The organism is Polaribacter marinaquae (assembly GCF_038019025.1).
In the GTDB taxonomy this organism is placed as follows: domain Bacteria; phylum Bacteroidota; class Bacteroidia; order Flavobacteriales; family Flavobacteriaceae; genus Polaribacter; species Polaribacter marinaquae.
This window is the reverse complement of the sequence record NZ_CP150496.1, coordinates 1,241,411-1,266,668: the sequence shown is the minus strand read 5'-3', so window position 1 is coordinate 1,266,668 and position 25,258 is coordinate 1,241,411. Positions and strand designations below refer to the sequence as shown.

Genomic DNA, 25,258 nt, shown 5'->3' with positions numbered 1-25,258 from the left:
TTGGTTTTTAGGCTTTACATTACACTTTTAACGATGCTGAGAAGGTGTTATCTTTATTTTCTTTTATCAACACTTTCTTTATCAAAAGCTATCAAATTAAATAATTGACGCATTCTACTCCTTACTCTATTGCCATATCTTTCTTCTAATTCTTGTGCATTTAAGTTAGTTGTAGCGTGTGTTTTAGTATCTTTTTTTAGGGATAAATCGTAACGTGATAAAAGGATTTCACCCATTACATTACAATCTTGACCAAAATGCCTGCCAGTTGTTTCTACACCTAAGTCATCAAAACAATAAAAACCATTATTACCATAATCTTCAATAATTTTGAACCCGCTTTTATTGAAATTAAATGTAATATTTCTTGCAGGTACAACTATATGCTTAATTTGATGCGGTACAATGTGTGGTAATAATTTCATTAAACTTGTTTTACCACAACCTACTGGACCAGATAATAAAATTCCTTTATTGGGATCTATATTTAATTTTTTGCAAGCATCAAAATCACGAATAAAATAAATGCATAACTTGTATAAAATTGCTTCATCTTCTGAATATATTTTGAAATTTTTGTCAAATAATAATTTCCCTTTTGCTTCTAAATAGATTAGCATTTTTGGAAAATCGTATATTATTTGATTTCCTTTTAGTTCGCCTAATTGGTATTGGACGCTGCCTTCTTGAATGATATGGGGTGATTCTATTTTCATATTCTTACTGTATTCCTGACTATGTAGTATTGATGTTTTTTTATTCTAATACTTTTTCTTGATTTTATATTGTTCATTTTGTCTTGAAACAAAACGAACCAAAAATTCAATACTTGGATTTTCGACGGTCAATTACGTTTTTAATGCCTAAAATAAAAGAACTCACTTCGTTCAAACAGCTTTTATTTTTAAAGTCATTTTCTAACTATTGACACTTGTCTGCAAATCCTATGTCGATTGGAAACTCTGACTATCTAAATTATATTTTATTTTTTATGATGATATTGCCACATCGAAAACTTCTCTTAATGATATTTAGAGCGGTTCATTGTAGTTTTTATTTTTACTTGTCTTTAAGTTGTCTTGATTTTGGCTAACTGGATTTTGGTTTTCTTTGTTTTTTATTTCTTCAGCTTTTATCATCCAATTTTTTGCTGTTGCTTGCCAATTGACAATTTTTGTTTTACCTCCAACTTTCCAACCAATACCTTGGTAATGGTTGTAAAATTTTTGTGCTTCTATTTTTGGCCAGTTTTCTTTTTTAAAAAAATCGATTACTTCTTTTTCGTTTTTAGGCTGGTCAAGTTTATTAATGTTTTTATTGTTTCTACTAGTTTGTATATGTTTATTAATAGATACCAGTGCTTGTCCAGTACTTGTCTCTATTTTGGTATTGTTGTGTACTTCTGCTTGTCCAGAACTTGTCTCGAATTTGAACATCTTAATTTTACTGCCTTTGTATGGATTGTGTGAAGGATAGTAAGTGATATATTTCCAATGACTTAAATCTTTAATGCACTTATGGTATGTTGATTTTGAGCCAATTTTAGAAAAACGCATTACTTCTTCACGATTGATATAGAATTCTTCAAGGAATCGATTGTTGTTCCATATTTGAAATAGAGCAATGTATAAACTTATGTGTGTTGGGTTTAAACGATTATCTTTTGAGAATTGAATGAAAACTCCTTTGAGATGTTTTATGAAATTTACGTTTTGCATAATTTATATCAATACTTTTTTGCTTGATCAAAAAGTATTCAAAAAATCAAGACTCACTTTCATTTTTATTGAATTCTACTTTTTATTACACTTACGAATCCAGACCGTAAACTCTTTGGATTCTCCCGTTCCATAAAAATTGAATTTCCACTAAAAATAAAATAGGTCGGATTTAGATTCTTACTTTGAATTGTATTTCGTCGTTTATAATGAGATATTGTAATAACCTTTTGATACAGCTCAAGCTGACTTCTACAGTGTGACGCAAGCGTCAAAATTTATTATGAATACGATTTTCCTCTAACACTTTTACAATTTCTTCATAATCGTAATAAATAACACCACCAACTTTAGAATAGGGGAGTGTTCCATTGATTCTTAAGTTTTGTAATGTTCCTGGAGAAATACTTAACAAATCTCTAACTTCTGGAGATTTGAGCCATTTTTTTGGTGCAAAACCAGATTGATGATTAATCATTGCTTTAATGTCTTCTAGTAATTCTTCTTTGAATTCTCGTAAATCTTCTGTGGTAATAATTGATGTTGGCATTTGTAAACGATTTTTAAAAGAAGAAGCTACTGAATGTCCCCCAACATTATTAGTAACTTCTTCTTATTGATTTGACTTTCGTTGGCAAACTTCAGAAGATTTTTTAGAATGATTTCGGTAGTTGTTCGTAACTACGAAAAGTTTTTATTAGCCTTTTTTGACCACTTTTATCTTGTTTTTTGTTGCATTTTGGTAAGAAATGATACTTTACTATTCTAAAAATATTGTTTTCGTAGTTACGAAGAGGTTACGAGTTTAGATGCCATCATCATAGTCTAACTTTTCTTGTAAGTTAGATGTCAGTTTATTTAGAAACTTTGTTCTTTCTAAACTTCTATTTTTTATCTCTGAATAGGTTTTATAAGAATTTGAAATCTCTAAATTAAAAACTTTAGAGAGCTTAATTATCAATTCTTTTGTATTGATATTACCTGTATTGATTGCACCTGACACTTTTAATGCATACATCAATTCAACGAAATCAGTTTTTGATGCTGTCCAGTTTAATGATGTCTTCAATTTTTTATTATTATCCTCAAAAATACCAGTTGAAATATTTTTTAAAGTATTGATTTCTTTTTTGTAAAAGTTGGTTAGTAAATCATAGGCTAATACTTCTGCAGCTAATGTATCGTGACTTGTGTAAAATTCTGAATCTAAATAGACTGATATATCTGTAGAAAATAATTCTAATTGTTTATTTTCCCGAAGAAAATATATATGATCTAAAAAAGTACTTTTATGCTTGTAATATCTATAGAACTCTAAATTCTTACGCTTTTTTACTTCTAATTTCTTTAATTCGTTTTTCAAATAATTTTTTAAAATTGAATTAGTAGAATTTGGTTTACCTACTTGATATTTTAATTGATTATTATAAAAAATAAAATCAGCATAAATACTTGGTTTTACTTGCTTAAAGAAATGAATTTCATCATTATAGTCTTTGAATTTTCTGTTTCTAATATTGACTCTTAAATCTTGAAGAATCTCTTTTGCTTGTTTTATATGGAGTTTTAATTTTACAATTTTAGTATTTTTTTTTAGTGAGAGTTCTTTTTGTTGAACATAATATTGTTCAACTAGAGGGATATACTTTTTCATTTTCTTGCAATTATTTAGTTTTTTCTTTTTTAGTAATTTTACATTGCCGTGTTTTTTTTTGAAAAAAAAAGATATGGCAGTTGCCATATCTTTTTAAAGTTAAATTTTATTTGAGCTAGCTATAAACTTTAAATTAAGTCTCTCAATCTTGTTGCTGCTTGTTCTGCAGTAATATCTCTTTGAGGAGTTCCAAACATTTCATAACCTACCATAAACTTTTTTACTGAAGCAGAACGCAATAAAGGAGGGTAAAAACTCATATGGAAATGCCAATGACTATTGTTTAAACCGTTTGTAGGTGCTTGGTGTATCCCACTAGAATAAGGGAATGATGTGTTAAATAGTTTATCATATGCTTTTGTAATTACTGATATTGATTCAGCAAAATTTAGCGATTCTTGAATATTTAATTCTAAAATACTTTTTCTCTGTTTTTTAGGAACTATCATAGTTTCAAAAGGCCAAATAGCCCAAAATGGAACCAATACTACAAAATCATTATTTTCAAAAATGATTCTTTCTTTAGTTTTTAATTCTTGGTTTAAATAATCTCCTAAAAGACTACTTTTTTTTTCTTTATAATAGCTTGATTGTTGTGTGTTTTTTTTATCAACCTCATTTGGCAGTGTTGATTGACTCCAGATTTGTCCATGGGGATGAGGGTTGCTGCACCCCATTACCGCACCTTTATTTTCAAAGATTTGCACATAATTTATTGTAGGCTCTATTGCTAATTCTGTATATTCTTTTTGCCAAGCAAAAACTACTTTCTGTATTTCTTTCGATGACATATCTGCCAGACTTTTTGAATGATCAGGACTAAAACAAATCACCTTACAAATACCCGTTTCACTTTCTGCTTTGAATAAACCATCATTTACACCAAATTTTGGTGAATCATTTTGTAGCGCAGCAAAATCGTTTGTAAACACAAAAACATCAGAATATTTTGGATTTAATTCACCATTAATTCTTGTATTTCCTGCACATAAATAACAATTCTCATCATAAGCAGGTCTTTGCTCTTCAGATATTTCTTCATTTTGACCTTGCCAAGGTCTTTTTGCTCTATGAGGTGATACTAAAACCCATTCTCCTGTTAATATATTAAACCTTTTATGCGAGTAATGTTGCAAGTTTGTATTTTCCATTTTACTATTTTCTATTTGATTAAATGTGTTCCTTCTGAAAGCTCTACAAAATAGACCGAACAATCTTTATTAAATTTATTTTGATAAGCTTTTGAAACTATTTCTGTAAAAACTTTAGCTTCTTTTCGAGCAATTAAATTGATAGTGCAGCCACCAAAACCACCTCCCATCATTCTTGCACCTAATACATATTTATTTTTTTTAGCTTGAGCTACTAAAAAATCTAGTTCATCGCAACTTACTTTATATTGATCTGATAAACCTGAGTGAGATTGATAAATTAAAGAACCTAATAATTCTAAATCGTTATTTTCAATTGCTCTTGCTGCTTTTTGAGTTCTATCTATTTCTTGTATTACATACAATGCTTTTTGATAATTTGTAGGAGTAACTTTATCAATGATTTTTTGTAAATCTGCTTCTGTAGCATCTCTTAACGTTTCAACTTCTAATATTTTTGCAATATTTTCGCAAGCAGAACGTCTATCATTATAGGCACTATCAGACAAACTATGTTTTACATTTGTATTGATTAGCATTAATTGATAATCCTTAAAATCAATTTCATAAGCAGTAGATTTAATAGTTCTACAGTCTAATAATAGTGCGTTGTTTTTAATTCCAAACATGCTAGCATACTGATCCATAATTCCACATTTTACCCCTACATAATTGTGTTCTGCTTTTTGTGAAATTAAAATCATTTCTGTTTTAGTTAATCCTAAATCAAACAATTCATTCAAACCAAACACTACACTATTTTCTAGTGCTGCCGATGATGACATACCTGAACCAGCTGGCACATTTCCTTTGAATATGATGTTAAAATCGCCAATAATTTTATTTCTGTTTTGAATCTCAGCTACAACTCCAAAAACATAATTTTCCCAACTTCCTTCTTTTGATGGTTTTATCGTACTTAATTCAAACTCAATTGTACTTTCTAAGTCTATAGCAACTGCGGTGCATTTTCCTGTATTGCTTTTTTGGATAGCTGCTGCTATACCTTTATCTACGGCTGCAGGAAAAACAAACCCGCCATTATAATCCGTGTGTTCTCCTATAATATTAATTCTTCCTGGAGAAAAAATTAATATAGGATCTATTTTAAAAATTTTTATAAATTCTTCTTTAACCTGTTCAATTAATATAGTACTCATATTGTTAGTTGATATGTTAATGTTTAAGTTTCACATTCCAACTTACTGAATGCGATTGATTAGGTGCCAAAGTTTGCAATCCTATTTTATTGTTAAAACTATTAGAAATGCCAGTCATTGGCTCAATTGCTATAAGTGGTAAGTCTTTAGGTGTGTATAGTTGTAAATAGTTTTCTAATTGATTTGTTGTAATTTCTATTTGATGATTTGGAGTTATAAATTCGACTGTATCTGTATTTAAAATAAAGCAATCATCAAATTGTTTATTTTCTATTTTAAATTCTTTCTCTGTTTTCTCATCAATCACTTTTTGAGTAATCAAATTGTTATTGAATTTTATTTTTTGATCACTTTTAAATTTTAAAATGCTTTTTGATAAAGCATCAGTAATAAAATAAGGATGCCAACCTAAAGTAAAAGGAAAAGAAGTTTTATCAATATTTCTAATCGTTACTGAAAGTGCTATTTCATCTTCATATAATGTGTAAGTTAAAGCTATACTATATTTAAAAGGAAAACCTTTAATTTTTTGATTTTCTTTATAATTGATTGTAACTGATGAGAAATTTGGGTTCTCTATAACCTTAACAACTTTAAAAGTTTTATTATAAATTAAACCATGCAATGCATTTTTATTAGAGTCATTGCAGTCTAATTCGTACTCTTTATTGTTAAAAGTATATTTTCCATTTTCAATTCTACTTGCAAAAGGAAATAAAATTGAAGAAGCATAAGATTTACTATACTTAAAACCCTCTATTTCTTTTATAACAGTTTTATTATTCAGTATTAATTCCTTTAATCTTCCACCTTCATTCAAAGAAATTTTTGCTAAAGTTGAATTATTATGATGCTGTAAAGTAACAAAAGACAAATTATCATCTATATGAATTTGACTATAGGGCATTAGATTTATTTTCTGTTCTAATTTTCTGTTCCCATTTCCATGCAGAATCAATCATTTCTTTTAAATTACACTCTGCTTTCCAACCCAACTTTAATTCAGCTAATTTTGCATTTGCATATAGTTTAGGAACATCACCATCTCTTCTTTGAATGATTTCATAATTGAGTTTCTTTTTAGAAACTTCTTCAAAAGTTTTAATTACCTCCAATACTGAATACCCATTACCTGTTCCTAAATTAAAAATCTCAAAATTTTTATCTTGTTTATCTTCAAGTTGTCTTTTTAGTGCTTTAACATGTGCTTTGGCTAAATCTACTACATGAATATAATCTCTAATTGGGGTGCCATCTGTTGTAGGGTAATCATTGCCATAAACAGACAATTTATCTCTCAAACCAACAGCAGTTTGAGTAATGTATGGCATTAGGTTATTTGGTATACCGTTAGGTAATTCTCCTATTAAACCTGATTGATGAGCTCCTATAGGATTGAAATAACGTAAAGAGATAATATTGGTTTTTTTATGAGATTTAGACAAATCTTCCAAAATTTCTTCTGCCATTTTTTTTGTATTACCATATGGAGAGAAGGGTCTTTGAGTTTCATTTTTTTCTGTTATTGGTAATTTTTTAGGACTCCCATATACAGTAGCTGAAGAAGAAAAAATAAAATTTGTATTACCGTTTTCTAGCTGAGCAGTTAATATGTTTATTAAAGAAATTAAATTATTTTGATAGTATAATAAAGGCTTTTCAACGGACTCACCTACAGCTTTGTATGATGCAAAATGTATAGTTGCTTCTATATCTTTATTTTCTTTTAAAACTTTTTTAACGTGATTACTGTCCTTTAAATCACATTGATAAAAAATTGGTTGTACACCTGTTATTTTTTTTATGTTATCAATAGTGTTAATGTTTGAGTTTGATAGGTCATCTATAATTACCACATCGAAGTTACCTTGTATTAACTCTACAATAGTATGTGAGCCAATATAACCACAACCTCCTGTTACTAGTATCTTTTTTTTCATTTTAAGCAAAGTATATATAAATAAATATTACAATTAAAGAGATAAGTATACCAGCACTATTTACATATTTCCAAGGAGAAATATCTACTTGTTTTGTATACTCTTGGAAGTAAGCAGTCTTCCTAGGTTTTATTTTACCAATTATCAGCATAATTAAAATGTTTAAAACAAATAGGATTGCCATTATATCTAAAAAATGTGGATAGGCTAGTGTTTCAATAACAGCTAATTCAGAAGCGTCAACAATCCCTTTTAGTTTTGCATTATCTAGAGCTGAATTTATAAAGTAAGGTTTTAAGAAAAATTGACTAATTATATAGAGTATACAACCAGACACTAAACCAATTTTAGCTGCAATAGCTGGTACTCTTTTAGTGGTAAAACCTACTACAATAATCGTTAAAATAGGGATGCTATAAATACCATTTATTTCTTGTAAGTAATCAAACAAACTACCAGCATTTGCAATTAATGGTGCAATACACATTGCAGCTATTGCCAGAATAACTCCAAAGGTTTTACCATATTTTACAACCGTTTTTTCATTGGCATTTTTATTGATATGTTGTTTGTAAATATCTATACCAAATAAGGTTACAGCGCTATTTAATACACTGTTAAATGAACTTAAAATTGCTCCAAATAATACTGCAGCAAAAAAGCCAACCCATTCTTGAGGTAATACTTTTTTTACTAACATTGGATATGCACTATCTGAGGTTTCTAAATTCCCTTCAAAAATATGATATGCTATTATACCTGGTAAAACTACGATGATTGGTCCTAAAATTTTAATAAATGAAGCCAACAATAATCCTTTTTGACCTTCTTTTAAATCTTTTGCACCTAAAGCTCTTTGAATAATTTGTTGATTTGTTCCCCAATAAAATAATTGCACTAACATCATTCCTGTAAAAATGGTGTAAAATGGAACAGGATCTGTTTTACTTCCAATAGAATTAAATTTATCTGAGTTTTGAGTTGTTAAAATATTTAGACCATCAAATAGATTACCATCTCCAATTAATAACAATCCAAAGAAAGGAATTAGAATACCTCCAATTAGCAAGCCTACAGCATTGATTGAATCTGAAACGGCCACAGCTTTTAATCCACCAAAGACTGCATAAATAGAGCCAATAATACCTATACCCCAAACGCAAATCCAAATAGATTGTGTATGGGTTACACCTAGTAGAGTAGGCACATCAAACATACCACTGATAGCTAAAGAACCAGAATATAAAATTACCGGTAATAAAACAACTACATAACCTGTTAAGAATAATATTGAGGTTAATGTTTTTGTTGTTACATCAAATCTTTTTTCTAAAAAACCAGGTACAGTTGTTAATCCGCTTTTTAAATATTTAGGTAATAAATAGATCGCTGTAACCACCATTGCAATTGCTGCCAAAGTTTCCCAAACCATAACTGATAATCCGCTTTGATAAGCAGCACCATTTAAGCCTACAATTTGTTCGGTAGATAAATTGGTTAATAATAATGACCCAGCAATGACACCTGCTGTTAAACTTCTACCTCCTAAAAAATAACCATCTGAAGAATCTTCTTTTGTTTTTCTTGTTGCTAGATAAGAGATTACTGCGACTAAAATTGTAAATCCTAAAAAAGTGAGTATTTGCATTTATTTTTTATTAAAGTTTAACTATTTTTTTAATAACTTTATTATTAATATTTATGAAATAAATACCCGTTGTTAGTTTAGAAATGTCTATTTCTAAACTGCTTTTTTTTCCTTTTTTTTCTATTAGCAAACTCCCTTTTATGTTGTAAAGCTTTATTATTTTAACTTGATTTTCTAAAGCATTAATTATAATTTTACTTATTGAAGGGTTTGGGGAAACATTAAAATCTATACGACTTGATTTTTTAATATTTTCTACACTTAAAGTTGATTTGTCTAAAAAAGCATCCATTGCAATAGAAGGGCTTTCATCAGAATCCCAAGCTCCTTTAGAGTAAGAAGTAAAAGGGCTTCTTGCAATGGGTTCCCAGTAAAATACACCTAAGCCATTCGCTTGTTTTGTTTTTTCTATCATATAAGTAATGAATTGATAGGTAATATCTTGACGACTGTAAGAAAAACCAATTTCTACCATCATCACTTCTTTATTATATCTTGATGTTAAATCAATCATATTATTATATGTATCATCTACATAAGTTTTCCAATTATTTTCATCAGGATATAAAGACATTCCAATTATATCAAAATTATTTATTTGGAAACCATTATTTAATAATCCATCAATATTCCATCTATATAAAGCATTGTCATTACCTTTTGCTAAATGTAAAATGGTTTTAATATTGTTGTTAAATGTTTTTACCGCATTTGCACCAGCATTTAAGAAATTAGCATAATTTGCAAAACCTCCTGTTGATGCCTTACCAGTTGTCCATAACATTCCATCATTAGTTTCATTACCTATTTGAATCCATTTAGGCGTAATTCCTTTTGTATTTAAAGCATTTAAAATATCGTTCGTATGATTTTTAACAGCCGTCTCTAATTGAGAAACTGAAAAGTTTGACCAAGCATTTGGTTTGTTTTGCTTACCGGGATCTGCCCACCAATCGCTATAATGAATACTTAGCATAATATCTAGTCCATTATTTTTTGCTTTTTCTGCTTTTGCTACTAAATCATCAATATCACACCAACCATTGGCTCCAGAATTTTCTGGATTTACCCAGACTCTTAATCTTACAGCATCTATATCATATTCTTTTAATAAAGGGATCAATTCTTTAGAATTACCTTCATTATCTTTCCAATTATAGCCTTTGGATTCCATTTCTGTCATCCAACTAATATCTGCCCCCTTTGAGATAGTTTTGCTACTAAAATTATAACCATTAGTATCTTGTAAAACTAAAGCAGGTGTATTCCAATGACCTGCCCAAGCATTTTCTGTCCAGCCACCACTTTGATACAAAATTGCTTTAGTTTGATAGTAATGACCAGCAGGCAAATTATTAGAAAGTTTATGAATGCTACCTATAAAAAAAGTTACTGATTGTTGAGTATTATTTCCTACAGGTTGATTATTTAAAGTCACATCTGCTACTGTTGATTGATAATTATTGTTGGTATCTAATATTTCTAAACCTATATAAATATGATTTCCAGTAGAACCAGCTTCACTTGTGTATATGTAATTGATTGTTAAATTAGCCCCCAACAAAGGGCTTACTTCTAATGGGTTTTCGCTATGAGATACAATTTCAATAGATTGTGCTAATGATATCTTAGTAAAAAGCAGTACCAAAACTGAGACTACTATTTTTAAAATTTTATTTGATTTATTTTTCATTCTAAAGATATTTAATGCTTAGTATATTTATCAAAAACATTTATTACAGGGAGGACATTTCCGTTCTCTTTGAAAAATGTTCTAAATGAGAATCCTTTTTTTGGAGCAGCAGGTTCCCACCAGAAGATTCCTTTTCCTTTATTATTAGGAATACTTAATATAATGTCATTTACATTTTCTAAAAATTCTTTTTGCCCTTGAGGAGATTCAGGAAAAGGTGCAGATTTATTAATATATTCAGCTGGACTGTAATTATATGCTGTTTCAACTAAAATGATATCTTTTTTGTATTCTAGAGCAGTAAAATTTAGACACTCACGTAAATCTAATAAGCTACCGTGCCACCAGGGGTAATAAGATTGTCCTATTACATCATATTTAATATTATATGTATTCAATTTATCGAAGAAATACTTTGTAAAATTCTTATCACCGCCTTTATCAATATGTATCATTATTTTTGGATGTTTATTATTGCCAATACTGGCATAAACACCATTTATACCTGCTTTTATTAATGCTGCAAAACTATCCCAATTTTCAGGTAATTTTCCATAAGGCCATATCATACCATTACTTATTTCATTTCCAATTTGAACCATATCAGGATATACGTTTGCTTCACGAAAAGCAATCATAGTTTTTTTAGTATATTCAAAAACCAATTGCTCTACTTCTTTTTGGGTTTTACTTTTCCAAGCTTTTGGAACATATTGTTTTGCAGGATCTGCCCAAGTATCTGAATAATGATAATCTAATAGAAACTTATATCCTTTATTTTTTGCTTCTTTTGCTAAAGAAATAGTATATCTTAAATTGTTAGGTAAATTGTATTTCCCACTTTCTGGACTGTGGAATAACCTTAATCGTATCCATTTATACCCGTGATCTTTAAAGATTTCAAGGCAAGGTTTCGCTTCACCATTTTCTTTAAATTGATACCCTTTATCTTCTGCTTCTTTTACAAATGATAAATCCGCACCAATGATATATTCTTGAGCTAAGGAAACATTAGGATAGCATAAAGTTATTAAAAAAAGAGCCGCTAAAATATTATTACTTTTTATTATCATTTGAATTATTTTTTAATTCAGCAGAGGTTGCTAAAATTTCTACATTTTTTAGTTTTGTGTTCGCTTTTAATACAATTGATGCAACTCCTGCTTCAAATACTACAGGATTCTCGCCTATTAATACACCATCACCTTTTACATTAAATTTTGCCTTTCCTTTAAAATCAGAAATTATTGTATTATTTTTATCTACAACAAAAGCATTTACAAAGAAAATATCTGAATCACTCTCTTGTAGTCCTTTGTAGTCATTATCTATGATAACATTAATTTTAGTAGCTTGCTCTGGAGTTAATTTTGCATCAACACATTTTAATTTATTATTAATATACCCTTTTGCTTCTAGTTTACCTTTTTTATATGATTTTATTTTAAAAGTAAAAGGAGGGTGTTTTAAGTTGTTAGAGATTCTATTTTTATCAGGTTTTTGTTTTCCTAAACTTTTTCCGTTTAAAAATAATTCGACTTCATCGCAATTACTAAAAACCCGAACATCTAAAGGACTATTTTTTTTCCATTCATTGGCTATGTAAATCATTGGATTTCCAAAAGAATCATTAAAGTCTCTTTGACTTTGGTAAAAGTAATAAGCTGGTTTTGGGATTCTAAAAATATCCATAATTCCTGATGCTTCTAAATCATCAGCATAACCTCTATTATAATCGAACATCACCCAATAACCATCTGCAAAGGCAGGTGTATTAAAATTATCATTATGTGCTTCTTGAATATTTGTTGCTTGTTGTAAAAGAGCTACTTCACCAGCAGTCCTTAATTGCCTGCTAGAGCGTTCTTTTTGTAGTAAACCATTCCAAGAATCTTGATTTAGACCTGCGTTCATCGCATAATACTCCCAATCTCCATATTCTGAAACGTTGTATGGTTTTTTTATTGATGTATCATAATGATTTAATCTATGTTGTCTTGCTTGTAAATAAATATCATAACCATAAGATTGCCAACCTGCAGTAAACGATTGGTTCCCAGGATATTCTAGGTGAGCAATTTTAGTTAATTTGTCGATAAAAGTTTCTGGCATCCAAGATTCATTTAAAGAAACTTCCCAAGCAATTACAGAAGCGTGATTTCTATCTCTTCGAATCAATTCTTTTGCAGTTTGAAAAATATGTTCCTGAAACTTTTTATCTTCACTATAATATTGCCAACCTAAAATAGCATCAATTGTAACGATACCTAATTCATCACAAGCATTCATAAAAGATTTACTTTGCGGATAGTGTGACAATCTTACATAATCGAAGCCTGCTTCTTTAATTTTTTTTGCATCTCTATAATTTGCATTATCAGAAAGTGCGTAGCCAATGTAGGGGTATTCTTGATGACGATTTACACCTCTTAAAAAAGTTTTTTCTCCATTTAAATAGAAATCTTGTCCAATAAACTTTATTGTTTTTATTCCAATTGTTGTTAATTCGGTATCTATTACTTCTCCATTATTTATGATTTCTGTTTTAAGTTGGTATAAATTTGGATATTTTGGAGACCAAAGCTTAGGATTCTTGACAGTTAAATCAACTGTTATTTCATCTTCATTATTTGGATTTATGGTGCTTTTTTTGCTATCTAAAAAAGTTACAATACTATCATTTTTAAGGAGAGTATTTCTTACAGTAAAAGATTTTGCGTTTGTATTTTCATTTTTTATGTGTGTTTGAATATTAACAGTAGCTTCTTTTTTAGATACTTTTGGGTATTTTACAAAAATACCACCGCTTGCAATTTTATTTGCAAAAATAGGATCTGTTATATGGAGCTTATTTTTAGTAATTAACCAAACATTTCTATAAATACCCCCATAAGTATTGAAATCTAATTTTTTTAAAGGCTTAGGACCTGTGATAGGATTGTCTTTATTATTGAGTTTGACAGAAATTGTATTTTGATTATCAAATTTTGCGACATTAGTGAAATCTATTACAAATGGTAAATACCCTCCTTGATGTTTTATCATTTTCTTATTATTGATCCAAACCTCGGCAATATTCATAGCACCTTCGAATTTGAAAAATAGTTTTTTATTTTTCATTTTTTGGTCTATGGTAAATTCCTTTTTATACCAACTAATTCCTTGCCATTGATTGTTTACTATTTTAGGCTCTATTTTAGGAGTATGAGGTAAACTGACTTTTTCCCAATTAGAAAAATTATTATTTAAAAAAGATGAATTATCATCAATACTATCTTTAGATATTTTAAAAAACCAATCAGCATTAAAATTTTGTTTATGATTTTTAAATTTCTCTGGCCGAGAGCAACCTTTGATTGCTAAAAATATTGATAGAAAAAAAGCTAATTGAAATACTTTCATTTATTTATTTTTTGTGATAAACATATTATAATTTATAAAAGTTGAATATTGATATAACAAATTTGAACTTTTTTAAATAACAATTTTAATAGAATTTTATATTATTATTTTATAAATTTTATATTTTTTAATTTATTTTCTGATTGAATTGTTAAGATGTATATTCCAGATTTTAGATTTGAAATATTAACTTTGGAATCAGTTAAATTCGATTTAAAAACCTCTTTGCCTAACACATTTGTGATTTTAATATTCGAATTATATAAATCATTAATCCCTTTTAATTGAATAAATCCATCTGCAGGGTTTGGAAATACTTTAACATTTTTCAAGCTATTGTCAATTTTACCAACACTTGCAGTAGAAGCTGTCATATTTATTTGTGTTGCAGGATAAGCACCAGCCAACCAATCATTACGATTTTGCTTTAACTCAATTTTAATTTTATAATTTAAGTTCCCCGTTAAATCAACTGTAGGTGTAGTGTTTTCAGGTATAGTAAGATTAAAAGAACCTGTTACTTCTGTACCAGCAACTGCAGGTTCTAATTCAGCGTTTGCAACATTTGCATTCCAAGTCCAATCATCTAAAAGTTCTATTGCACAATAAATGTAACCATCAGCAGCAATTGTATATTTGTAGTCTACTTTAATTGTACTTCCAATTTCTGCTGTAGTTAATTCCGATGAAGTAAATTCAATGGATTGCGCATTGATAAAAGTTGATACTAATAAGGCGATAAAAAGTAATTTTGTTTTCATAATTTAATCATTTTAAAATTTAACAGTTTATATAAAAGAGAGAGGATTGAAAATATCCCCTCTCTGTATTTTTTTAATTTAGTTTAGAGTTATTGTTTTGTTCACAGCGTCAATAGTCATAGTGTAAGTGCCTGGAGTTCCAATAAATTTAAAGTTTCCATCACCACTACCATCATTTTCGAAATTAGAATCTATTGTAAATCCTTCATCCTCATAGTATGTCATATTATTGTTAGTATCCCAGGTGTCAAATGTTTGAAAAAGCCTAAAAATATCGTTAGAAAGTGCAATAGATGCTGACCAAATATTTGGTGTATTCTCCACAAATTCTACAGTATCTGAATTAAAACCCCAGCCACCAGGAACTGCGGCACCTACTGCCCAGAGAGAACTAGATTCCTTAACTTCTATGGTTTTATTATTTTTATCTATAGTGATTGTGTAAATACCTGGTGTACCTACAAAATTAAAATTATCTCCTGCAGGTGCATTTTCTAATTTTGAATCTATAGTATAACCATCATTTTTATAGAATGAGTAATCTTGACCTGAATTCCAATCACCAACAGTGGTGAAAAATCTAAAATGCCCATTTTGTAAACGAGTCTTGACTGTTAAAACATCCGTATCACAGGTTACCTCTATACCTGGAAAATTCCAACCAGCATCTGTAATTCCTTCTCCTAGAACATAAAGAGAATCACAAGTATTTGTTAATACTTTCTCTATCCAAGTAATATTAATAGTTTCAAATTCAGAGAATGTTTCTAGATTATTTGCTGTACCTGCATTAGCTTTAATTCTAATAAAAAATTGACCTACATTATTTGGCGATCCAGATGAATCTGTAGTATTAGGGTCATCATCTAAAGCTAACTGATTTGCAAAATTTAAAAGATTTGAAACCGTTATTGCATAATTATTTTCATTTGTTGTTCCAATAACTTCTGATGTTACAAATGTAGGGTCTATAGAGCCTTGAATTTCATAAGTTATGTTTGTTGCGACACCAAAGTCAGCAGATTCCCAAATAATTCTATCTGCAATATTATCTTTTGTTTCTTCAGAAATTAAATAATTTGAAGCGAAAGAACTTGTAAAAACAATTCCATCTACATCCGGTTGTGCAATAAAAATTGGTGAATTATTTTCTTCACAAGAATATGTGACTAATAGTAAAAGTGCTATTACTGATTTTAATATTATTTTTTTCATTTTGATATGTTTTAATTTTTAATAACCTGAATTTTGAGTAAGATTTGGGTTTGCAGCTAAACTTGCACTTGGAATTGGGAACACTTTTCTGTTATTACCTATAGGAATTCCTGAAACTGAGTTTCCTTTCCAAGACCAATTGTAGTTGCCTCCTGTATATTTATTGAATCGAATAAGGTCTTGCCTTCTATGACCTTCCCAATGTAATTCTACCAAACGTTCATTTAAAATAAAATTTAAATTTAAGTCTGATGCTGAAATACTATTATTATTGTTTGCTCTTGTCCTTAATTGATTAATATAAGTTATAGCCTTATTTTCAGTACCTCCACCACCTCTTAAAAAAGCTTCTGCGTACATTAAATACACATCTGCTAATCTGAACATAGGAAAATCTGTATCTACAATTTCTGTCGAAGCTCCATTAGTTCCTGTGGAAGTTTTATTAGACCACTTTGTAATAATATAACCTGTGCCATTATTGCCAATATCTGTTATTTCAATAGGTCTATTTGTGCTTATAATTGTGTTACGATCATCAGAATTATAATTTCCATTTAACATTGTTTCAGAAAATTGGCGTGTAACACGTAAAGCACCACCCCAACCACCAGCATTTACACCAAAGTTGTTTCCGTTTTGTTCAAGTGAACCCACTTGACCATTTATCATAACAGTTGTTGGTCCATAATTCTGAGTTACAATTCCGTCAGAAACAATAGGAAAAATGATTTCATTTCTTGCATTATTTTCATTGTTATCAGCTTTAAAATTATCTAAATAATTGTTAGCAAGTGTGTAGCCAGCTGTTTCAAATTTTTCACAATATTCTATGCATTTAGCGTATTTGTCTTCATTTATATATACTTCAGCATTTAAATATATTTTAGCCAAAAGCATCCAAGCTGCTGCTTTATCAACTCTAGCATACTCATTTTGCAAAGGTTCTTTTAAGTTAGATATTATTGCTAACAATTCAGATTCAATATATTGAAACAATTGTGCTCTATTATACTCGGGTGATTGGTATGCGCCAACAGGATCATTCTCAGTAATAAAACCTGCTTTCCCAAACAAATCCATCATATGATAATATGCTAAAGCTCTTAAAAACCTTGCCTCAGCTCTAAACACTACTATTTCATTTTTTAAATTATTTGAGACACCTCTTTTATTTAAAACTTCTTCTGATGTCTGTCTTAAATATTCATTTACAAATGCAACTTGCGTCATACACCTCCCAAAAAAGCCTCTTAAAATTACATTTTCAGAAGTCCAAGTATTTCTATTTAACTCCCTTAATCCTGGGTCATTTTCCCAAGACCATTTAACTTCGTCAGTTGTAAGCTCTTGTAAGTTCCAAAAACCACGTCCATATTGACTTGTACCAGCATCTAAACCAGAAATATTTGAACTCCCTGGCCCCTGAGAACTTGTTAAAGCTAAATTTCCATAAACACCAGCCAAACCTTGTTTGTAAGATTCTTCTGAGTTATAAAAATCGTCAGCTAAAAAAGTGTTTTCATCTTCAGGGAGAATATTTAAATCATTAGTACAACCTACAAATGCGAGAAGGAGTACAAAGGTTTTAATAAATACTATCTTTTTTTTAGTTTTCATATTTTCTATTTTAAAATTTAATATTCGCGCCAATAGTAAATGTTCTTGGTCTTGGAGTTATGGTATTATCAATACCGTTATTAAATACTTCTGGATCTAAACCTGAATAATTTGTAATGACAAAAACATTCTGTACACTTGCTGATAACCTTATGGAAGAGTTACTTTTAAAAGCATCCTTAAAAGTATAGCCAAGAGCAATGTTATCCATTCTTAAAAAAGAGGCATTCTCTATATAGTAATCAGAAAGTATTACGTTTTCTGTAGTATTGAAATTAGATTGTAATACTGATGTTGGTAGATTAGCAACTACAGAGCTATTTTCTAATAAATCGTATTGAGCTCTAGCTGAATTTACATTATTGAAAACATAATTCTCTAAATTGGCTCTTAGATTAAAAGATAAATCAATATTTTTGTAATTGATATTAGAAGCAAAACCTAAAGTAATAGCTGGAGCTCCATTATGATGAATGTATTTATCTGCATCAGTTATTAGATTATCTCCGTTTAAATCTGCATAAGTACCCTCTAGAGGTTTACCATTATTGTCATATACTTGTTTGTACACAAAAAATGAATAAGGTGTAAAACCTACTCTATGAATTTGAGCTGTCCCTCCAGTTCCACCTGCAATACCTCCAACTAATTGGTCTTGGTTTAGTGCTAATTCTTTAATTTCAGTTTTAATGAATGTGGTATTAAAGTTAAAATCAATATTCAAATTTTCTTTACTAACAATGTCACCACCTATAGAAAACTCAATTCCTTGTGAGGTGAAATTCCCAATATTTTGAAACCCTGAATTACTAAAATTAGAACCATCAGAAATGGCTGCATTTGCCAGTAAATCTTTAGATTCCTTATGAAAACCTTCTATAGAACCAGAAATTTTATCATTAAACAAACCGTAATCAAACCCTATATTGTATGTTGTTGTTTCTTCCCATTTTAAATCTTCATTTCTAAATTGAGGTATACCTACTTGTGTGATAGTGTTTCCGAAAATATATTGTGAACTTGGTAAACCTTTTATATATCTTGATAAAAACAAGTCTAAATTGTTACGCCCAATATCTTGTTGACCTGTAATACCCCAACCTAATCTTAATTTTAATGATGAAATAGTTTGTGAATTAGGAAAAAAATCTTCTTTTATTTTCCAAGCAAATGCAGCAGAAGGGAAATTACCCCACCTGTTCTTTGTACTAAACCTTGAGGTACCATCTCTTCTGTAAGATAGAGTTAATAGATATTTATCATTGAAAGAGAAATTAGTTCTACCAAAAAAACCAATAAGCACTAAATTTGGGTCTATGTTTTCTATAGGTTCAGTATCAGGGCCATTATCTAGTAACTCTCCACTAACATATCTTTTATTGGTAAATTTTTGATAGGAATACCCTGCAGTAGCATCAATACTTAACTTATTAAATTCCTTTTTGTAAGTAAAGTAACCATCTAAAAGTGAATTATTTTGAGCATTTGAATATTCTGAAGAAGACCCAATAATGCTTCCATTATTTTGAGTTAATGGATTTTTATCTGAAACCACAACAGTTCCATCTGCATTTTGCTTATCAAAACCAAGATTTAAAACAGCAGATAATTCAGGTAAAAATTTAAAATTATAATCGAGCTTAATGTTTCCATAAAAACGTTGAACATTACTAATACTTTTTCTTTGTATTAATTCTGCAACTGGATTAAATGGAGCTAATGGTATTAAATCATTTTCATTAAGAATACCATCATTATTATCCTTATAATATTGAAAATATCCACCAAAAGGAGAGCTTTTATCAAAAACAGGCTGCGTAGGATCAAATGATAATGCATTACCAGATTGCCCTGAAGCAAATCTATTTCTTTCAAAAGAAGCGTTTCCATTAACACTTATCTTTAAGCTATTGTCAAAAAAAGTTGGATTTAAATTAAAAGATGCATTATTTCTTTCAAATTGAGAAGTTAATACCAAACCTTCTTGAAAAGTTCTACCAATAGACAATCTAGCAGGAATCTTATCTAATAACATTCCATTAGCTGATGCATTAATAATAGAGGTAGCACTATTTCTATAAATTTCATCTTGCCAATCAGTATTTGCATTGCCCAATAATGGGTGTAAAGGAGTAGCATTTATTCTATCTGGTCTAGCATCAAACTGACTTACTACATTTCTTAATTCATCTGCTGTAAATACATCTACTTTATTAGATAAAGTATTTATACCAAAATTCATATCTAAGTTTACACTTAATTTTTGCTTACCTTTTTTTGTAGTGATTATTATTACACCATTTGAAGCCCTAGATCCATAAATAGCTGTTGCCGATGCATCTTTTAAAATAGAAAAAGACTCTATTTCATTTGGGTTAATTGAGCTTAAAACAGAACGCGAACCACCAATTGTATTATTATCAATTGGTAATCCATTTATAACTATTAAAGGGTTGTTAGAAGCTCCTAAAGAGGCTCCACCTCTAATTCTTATTGTTGAACCTGCTCCTGGTTCTCCTCCAGTATTAATTGTTACTCCAGCAACCTTACCATTTAGTAGGTTTTCTGCAGTAGTAATATTTCCTTTATTAAAATCCTTTGATGTTATTGCTGTTACTGCACCGGTTGCATCTTTTACGGTTGTTGAACCATAACCTATAATTACTATTTCGTCTAAACTTTCTGCACTTTCCTCTAAAGAAATATTTAGTTTTGATGAGGTTACTTCTATTTCTTTTGTTTTGTACCCTAAATATGAAAAGATTAAAATATCTCCTTTTTTTGAACTTATGGAATATAAACCATCAAAATCTGAGGAAGTCCCATTTGTTGTTCCTTTAACAATAACACTAACTCCTGGTAAAGGCGTACTACTGTTTTTATCTAGAATTTTACCACTTACATTAATTTTTTGTGCAAATGATATAAATGAAAAACATAAAAATATGACTACACATAGTTTATTTTTCATCCTTCTTAATTCTCTTTCTTTTTTTAAGAAAATCGTCATAATTAAATATTATTTTAGATTAATTGATTATTACTGATATAGAAATTTCAAATAGTTTCTATTTACAGGTGCAATTAAGATGAAAGAAGAGATATTAAAAGGGGTCAAATTCATTCAATGAGTATTAAAAACTCATAAAATGGGTATAAATAGTATATAATTTGGATAATATACTTGCAGTTTGGTTATTTCTATTAATGTTTTAAATAGAAAGAAGGATTTTCTTTGAACTTATTTTTAAATAATTTACTAAAGTATTTTCTGTCTGTATAGCCTACTTTATAGCAAGCCTCTGAAACAGAATAGCCATTTTCTTCAATCAATTGTTTTGCGATAGATAATTTATAATCTCTAATAAATTCTATATAAGTTAAGCCTGTTAAGGATTTTATTTTTTTATACAAAGAAGAATGACTCATATTTAAACTTTGAGAAATTACATCTGCTTTTAAATTATTCTCCTGCAAGTTTTCTTCTAAAACTTTATAAATACCTTCCAAAAACAACTGATCTTTTGAGTTTACAATCACTTCTTTAGGGTTAACCAATTTTTCAGTTGTAAATTTTTGTTTTAATAATACTCTGTTTTTTAGAATATTTTTTATTCTATTGATTAAAATTTCTTCGTTGTAAGGTTTTGTAATATAAGCATCTACACCTTTTTCAAAACCTTTTAATTTATCGTCATTTGCCGTTTTTGCAGTTAATAAAATAAGAGGAATATGACTTGTAATACCATTTGCCTTAATTTTGTTTGATAATTGAAAACCATCCATTTCTGGCATCATTACATCACTAATAATTAAATTTGGTAAATTTGTTGATGCCAATTTTAAACCCTGAACACCATTGAAAGCTTGCAGTATTGTGTAGTTTTCGTTTTCTAAAAGATCTTTTAAAGAATCTTGAATTTCAACATTATCTTCAACAATTAAAATCGTTTCTTTCTTGTTTTTTCTAATAGAAATTTTCTTTTGTAATTTCTCTTTAGTATTTGCTTCTTCAAAATTTTCGAGATTGATAGTTGTATTATCATTAAAATGCTCGTTTCCTTTTAATAATGTTATCTCAAAAGAACTTCCTTTTTTTAATTCACTTGAAACATTAATGTTTCCTTTGTGTAATTTTACAATGTCTTTTACTATCGATAAACCAAGACCAAAACCTTTGTTATTTTTAGTATGTGTATATTTTACTTGGTAAAATCTGTTGAATATTTTTTCTTGATCATTTACAGATAAACCAATGCCAGTATCTTTTACAGATAGAAGTACTTCATTTGCAATAGCTACAATTTTTAATTCAATTTTACCTCCATCATTTGTGAATTTAAATGCATTGGAAAGTAAGTTAAAAATGACTTTTTCTAATTGATTATTATCAAACCATAAATAGATTAAATTTTCATCTGTATTAAAAATGTATTTAATATTTCTATCTGAAGCAATATCTGAAAATGATAAATAAATTTCTTTAGCAAAAGAGATGAGTTCTCCTTTTGAAACATTTAAAACAATGTCATTCGTTTCTAATTTTCTAACATCTAAAAGTTCGTTAACTAATCTTAAAAGTAAATTACTATTTCTTCTAATAGTATGTGCAGCCTTAATTTGCTTTTTATCTTTGGTGTTTTGATTATCAAATAATCTGTTTATAGAGCTTAATATTAAAGTTACTGGTGTTCTTATTTCGTGAGAAATGTTTGTAAAAAATTGTTGTTTAGAATTGTATAATTCAGTATCTTTTTCATGTGTAATTTTTTCTAATTCTAAGCTAGACTTTAACTTTCCCCAGGCTAAAATATATTTTCTTAACAAGTAAAGAAAAATTAAGAATACTATAAAATAAAAGGAATATGCCCACCAAGTTAGCCAATATGGTTTTTGAATATTTATTTTAAGTGATGAAAAATCAGTTCCCCAACTTGAACCAATTTCTTTACTTTTTACTTTGAAAACATAGTTTCCTGGAGATAGATTAGTAAAAGTTGCAGTTCTGTCTCTACCTATAGTTCTCCAGTCCTCGTCAAAATTTTCCATTTTAATTGCATATTCGTAATTTGTAGAAATTGGAAATTTTAATGCTGAAAACTCAAAAGTAATTACATTATGAAAATGTTCGAGTGTAATCTCTGTTGTTATATTTATATTTTTATTTAGGATTCCTTTTTCTTCTATAGGTACTTCTTTATTAAAAATTTTAAAATTTCTAATTATAACTTTTGGTTGTAAATTAGTATTAGATACTGTTTTTGGATCAAATTTTAGGACGCCATTAATTCCACCAAAATAAAGAAAACCTTGTTTGTCTTTAAAAGCAGAATTAATATGGAAATCCCCATTTAAATTACTGAAAGTAGTAAAAGTATTATTCTCGTAACTATATCTTATAATTCCTTTTTTAGTTCCAAACCAGATGTTATTTTCATTATCTTCAATTATTGAAGTAATTGTTTTATATTTAATGTCTTCAAAATTTTCAAAACGATCAACTTTATTTGAGCTCAAATTCATTCTATTAACACCTGCTCCAGAGGTGCCAATCCATAAGTATCCATTTGTGTCTTTTAGAATAGAAAAAAGATTATTACTGCTTATAGTAGTGGAATCTTTTTCTTTAAAACTGTAGTTTACAAACTCTTTTTTATTAACATTAAAAAGAGTTAAACCTCCACCATAAGAAGTTGCCCAGATTTTATCTTTGTCTTTTAGAATTGAAACTAAATTATAGTTTGGTAAATTGAATCTTGAAAAGGTTTCTTTTTTAACATCTAAATAATTTAAACCACCTCCCCAAGTTGCAATCCATAAATCACCTTTTTCATCTTCAATAAAGTCTCTTACATTATCAAAACTTAATGACGAATTATCATTAAAAGCATTTTTATATTTTATTACACTTTTGTTTTTTTTATCCAATTTAAGAAGTCCATTACTAAAAGTGCCTAACCAGATATTACCCTCTTTTGTTTGAATGATCTTTTGAATATATTTAGCACCTATTTTATCTTTGTCAAAAAATAGTGTCTTTTTATTTTTCTTGTTGTAGATATTTAGCCCATTACCATCTAAACCTAGGTAAATATTTTCTTCATTTTGAAAAATTGATAAAACAGGAGTAGGGTTTAAACCAGTAATATCACTGAGCATAATTTCAGTTTTATTTTTTTTATCTAAAACACTTATACCATTCCAAGCAGTACCAATCCATATATTTGAATCATCATCTTCAGTTATTACATATATAGCATTACCAGCTACAGATGCCTGTTGAGAATTATACATATAGTTATGAATGACTGGCTCTTTACTATTTGGATATTGCAATTCAAATAAACCATAACCATCTGTACCAATCCATAAATTATCTTCGCTATCTTTTCTGATTGAACGAACAATCTTAACCTTATCATTTAACGATGGATTGTTGTAGAAAAAGTTTGATATTTTTTGAGTTTTTAAATCAACGATTAATAAACCACTTCCAGAAGTTCCCAATAAAATTTTATCAGAATTTAATTCTTCAATTACATTAATAGGGTTTTTTGTTTGTTTACTTTCTGTATGTATTTTTTTAAATTCTTTATTTTTAGTGTTAAAGTAAAGTAAACCATTTGAAAAAGTACCTAACCATAAATTGCCCATTTTATCTTGGTAAATACTCGTTATGTTAAGTTTATTTTTCCCCTTATTAGAAAAACCAGTAATTTTATTTAATTCATAATTAAATAAGCACAATCCTTTTTCTGTACCAATCCAAAAAAAGCCATTTGTATCTTCTTTAATTGTATTAATTCTATTAGAAATAAAAGAATTTTCATCATTAATTAAATTTTTAAAAGATATAAAATCATCATTTATGTTATCATATAAATTTAATCCACCACCATAAGAAGTTAGCCAAATCCTATTTTTACTATCTAAATAAAGGCTAGAAATATCATTAGATTCTATATTACTATTTTGCTTGTTATAGACTTTTATAATATTACCATCATATCTGTTCAGTCCATTTTGAGTACTAATCCAAATAAATCCATTTTTTTCTTTTACAATTCCTGTAATTTTTGAGCTTGAAAGACCCTGAGTTTGATCTATTTTTTGAAATATTGGTTGAGTTTGCCCAAAACTTCTCAAAAAAGATATGGTTATTAAAAATGTAAATAAAAGTATTTTATTGTATTTCAAAATATATAAGGTTTCTAAAAAATAAACATATTTCTATTTATAAAGATTAAAGGAGGTCAATTTAGTATTTTTTGTGGGTCAAATTATGAAAGTTATCAT

At 28.6% G+C, this 25,258-nt stretch carries 17 protein-coding genes; all 17 read right to left on the bottom strand.

The features are described from left to right. Positions 1-53: 53 nt before the first annotated feature. A complete protein-coding gene (locus WG950_RS05755) occupies positions 54-716 on the bottom strand; it encodes an ATPase (RefSeq protein ID WP_340934778.1) in 663 nt (220 codons plus the stop codon). A gap of 315 nt (positions 717-1,031) precedes the next feature. Next, positions 1,032-1,718 (bottom strand): hypothetical protein, encoded by a 687-nt coding sequence (locus WG950_RS05750; RefSeq protein ID WP_340934775.1) that lies wholly within the window; start codon positions 1,716-1,718, stop codon positions 1,032-1,034. A 271-nt stretch (positions 1,719-1,989) separates the two neighbouring features. Next, positions 1,990-2,268 (bottom strand): helix-turn-helix domain-containing protein, encoded by a 279-nt coding sequence (locus WG950_RS05745; RefSeq protein WP_026775378.1) that lies wholly within the window; start codon positions 2,266-2,268, stop codon positions 1,990-1,992. Positions 2,269-2,523: 255 nt separating this feature from the next. Beyond that, a complete protein-coding gene (locus tag WG950_RS05740) occupies positions 2,524-3,372 on the bottom strand; it encodes an RteC domain-containing protein (protein WP_340934774.1) in 849 nt (282 codons plus the stop codon). A gap of 128 nt (positions 3,373-3,500) precedes the next feature. Beyond that, positions 3,501-4,523, bottom strand: coding sequence for a UDP-glucose--hexose-1-phosphate uridylyltransferase (locus WG950_RS05735; RefSeq protein ID WP_340934773.1), 1,023 nt, complete (start codon positions 4,521-4,523; stop codon positions 3,501-3,503). An 11-nt stretch (positions 4,524-4,534) separates the two neighbouring features. Further along, a complete protein-coding gene (gene galK / locus WG950_RS05730; RefSeq protein ID WP_340934772.1) occupies positions 4,535-5,683 on the bottom strand; it encodes a galactokinase in 1,149 nt (382 codons plus the stop codon). A gap of 16 nt (positions 5,684-5,699) precedes the next feature. After that, complete coding sequence (locus WG950_RS05725; protein WP_340934771.1) at positions 5,700-6,590, bottom strand: aldose 1-epimerase; 891 nt, start codon at positions 6,588-6,590, stop codon at positions 5,700-5,702. After that, positions 6,580-7,623 (bottom strand): UDP-glucose 4-epimerase GalE, encoded by a 1,044-nt coding sequence (galE, locus tag WG950_RS05720; protein WP_340934770.1) that lies wholly within the window; start codon positions 7,621-7,623, stop codon positions 6,580-6,582. The genes WG950_RS05725 and galE overlap by 11 nt, the downstream gene beginning before the upstream one ends. 1 nt (position 7,624) lies before the next feature. Continuing rightward, a complete protein-coding gene (locus WG950_RS05715) occupies positions 7,625-9,271 on the bottom strand; it encodes a solute:sodium symporter family transporter (RefSeq protein WP_340934769.1) in 1,647 nt (548 codons plus the stop codon). A 10-nt stretch (positions 9,272-9,281) separates the two neighbouring features. Next, positions 9,282-10,964, bottom strand: coding sequence for a glycosyl hydrolase 53 family protein (locus WG950_RS05710; protein ID WP_340934768.1), 1,683 nt, complete (start codon positions 10,962-10,964; stop codon positions 9,282-9,284). Between the two features lie 11 nt (positions 10,965-10,975). After that, a complete protein-coding gene (locus WG950_RS05705; protein ID WP_340934766.1) occupies positions 10,976-12,037 on the bottom strand; it encodes a glycoside hydrolase family 53 protein in 1,062 nt (353 codons plus the stop codon). Next, positions 12,021-14,366: a glycoside hydrolase family 2 TIM barrel-domain containing protein gene (locus tag WG950_RS05700; protein ID WP_340934764.1), complete on the bottom strand. Its 2,346-nt coding sequence runs from the start codon at positions 14,364-14,366 to the stop codon at positions 12,021-12,023. The genes WG950_RS05705 and WG950_RS05700 overlap by 17 nt, the downstream gene beginning before the upstream one ends. Positions 14,367-14,470: 104 nt before the next feature. Then, positions 14,471-15,127 (bottom strand): T9SS type A sorting domain-containing protein, encoded by a 657-nt coding sequence (locus WG950_RS05695; protein ID WP_340934761.1) that lies wholly within the window; start codon positions 15,125-15,127, stop codon positions 14,471-14,473. A 78-nt stretch (positions 15,128-15,205) separates the two neighbouring features. Further along, entirely contained in the window at positions 15,206-16,342 is a 1,137-nt protein-coding gene (locus tag WG950_RS05690) for a SusE domain-containing protein (RefSeq protein ID WP_340934759.1), read from the bottom strand. A gap of 18 nt (positions 16,343-16,360) precedes the next feature. After that, positions 16,361-17,962, bottom strand: coding sequence for a RagB/SusD family nutrient uptake outer membrane protein (locus WG950_RS05685; protein ID WP_340934758.1), 1,602 nt, complete (start codon positions 17,960-17,962; stop codon positions 16,361-16,363). Between the two features lie 10 nt (positions 17,963-17,972). Beyond that, positions 17,973-20,972 (bottom strand): SusC/RagA family TonB-linked outer membrane protein, encoded by a 3,000-nt coding sequence (locus WG950_RS05680; protein WP_340934756.1) that lies wholly within the window; start codon positions 20,970-20,972, stop codon positions 17,973-17,975. Positions 20,973-21,166: 194 nt separating this feature from the next. Next, positions 21,167-25,159 carry a hybrid sensor histidine kinase/response regulator transcription factor gene (locus tag WG950_RS05675; RefSeq protein ID WP_340934754.1) on the bottom strand — a complete coding sequence of 1,331 codons (3,993 nt, stop codon included), beginning with the start codon at positions 25,157-25,159 and terminating at the stop codon, positions 21,167-21,169. Positions 25,160-25,258: the final 99 nt, after the last annotated feature.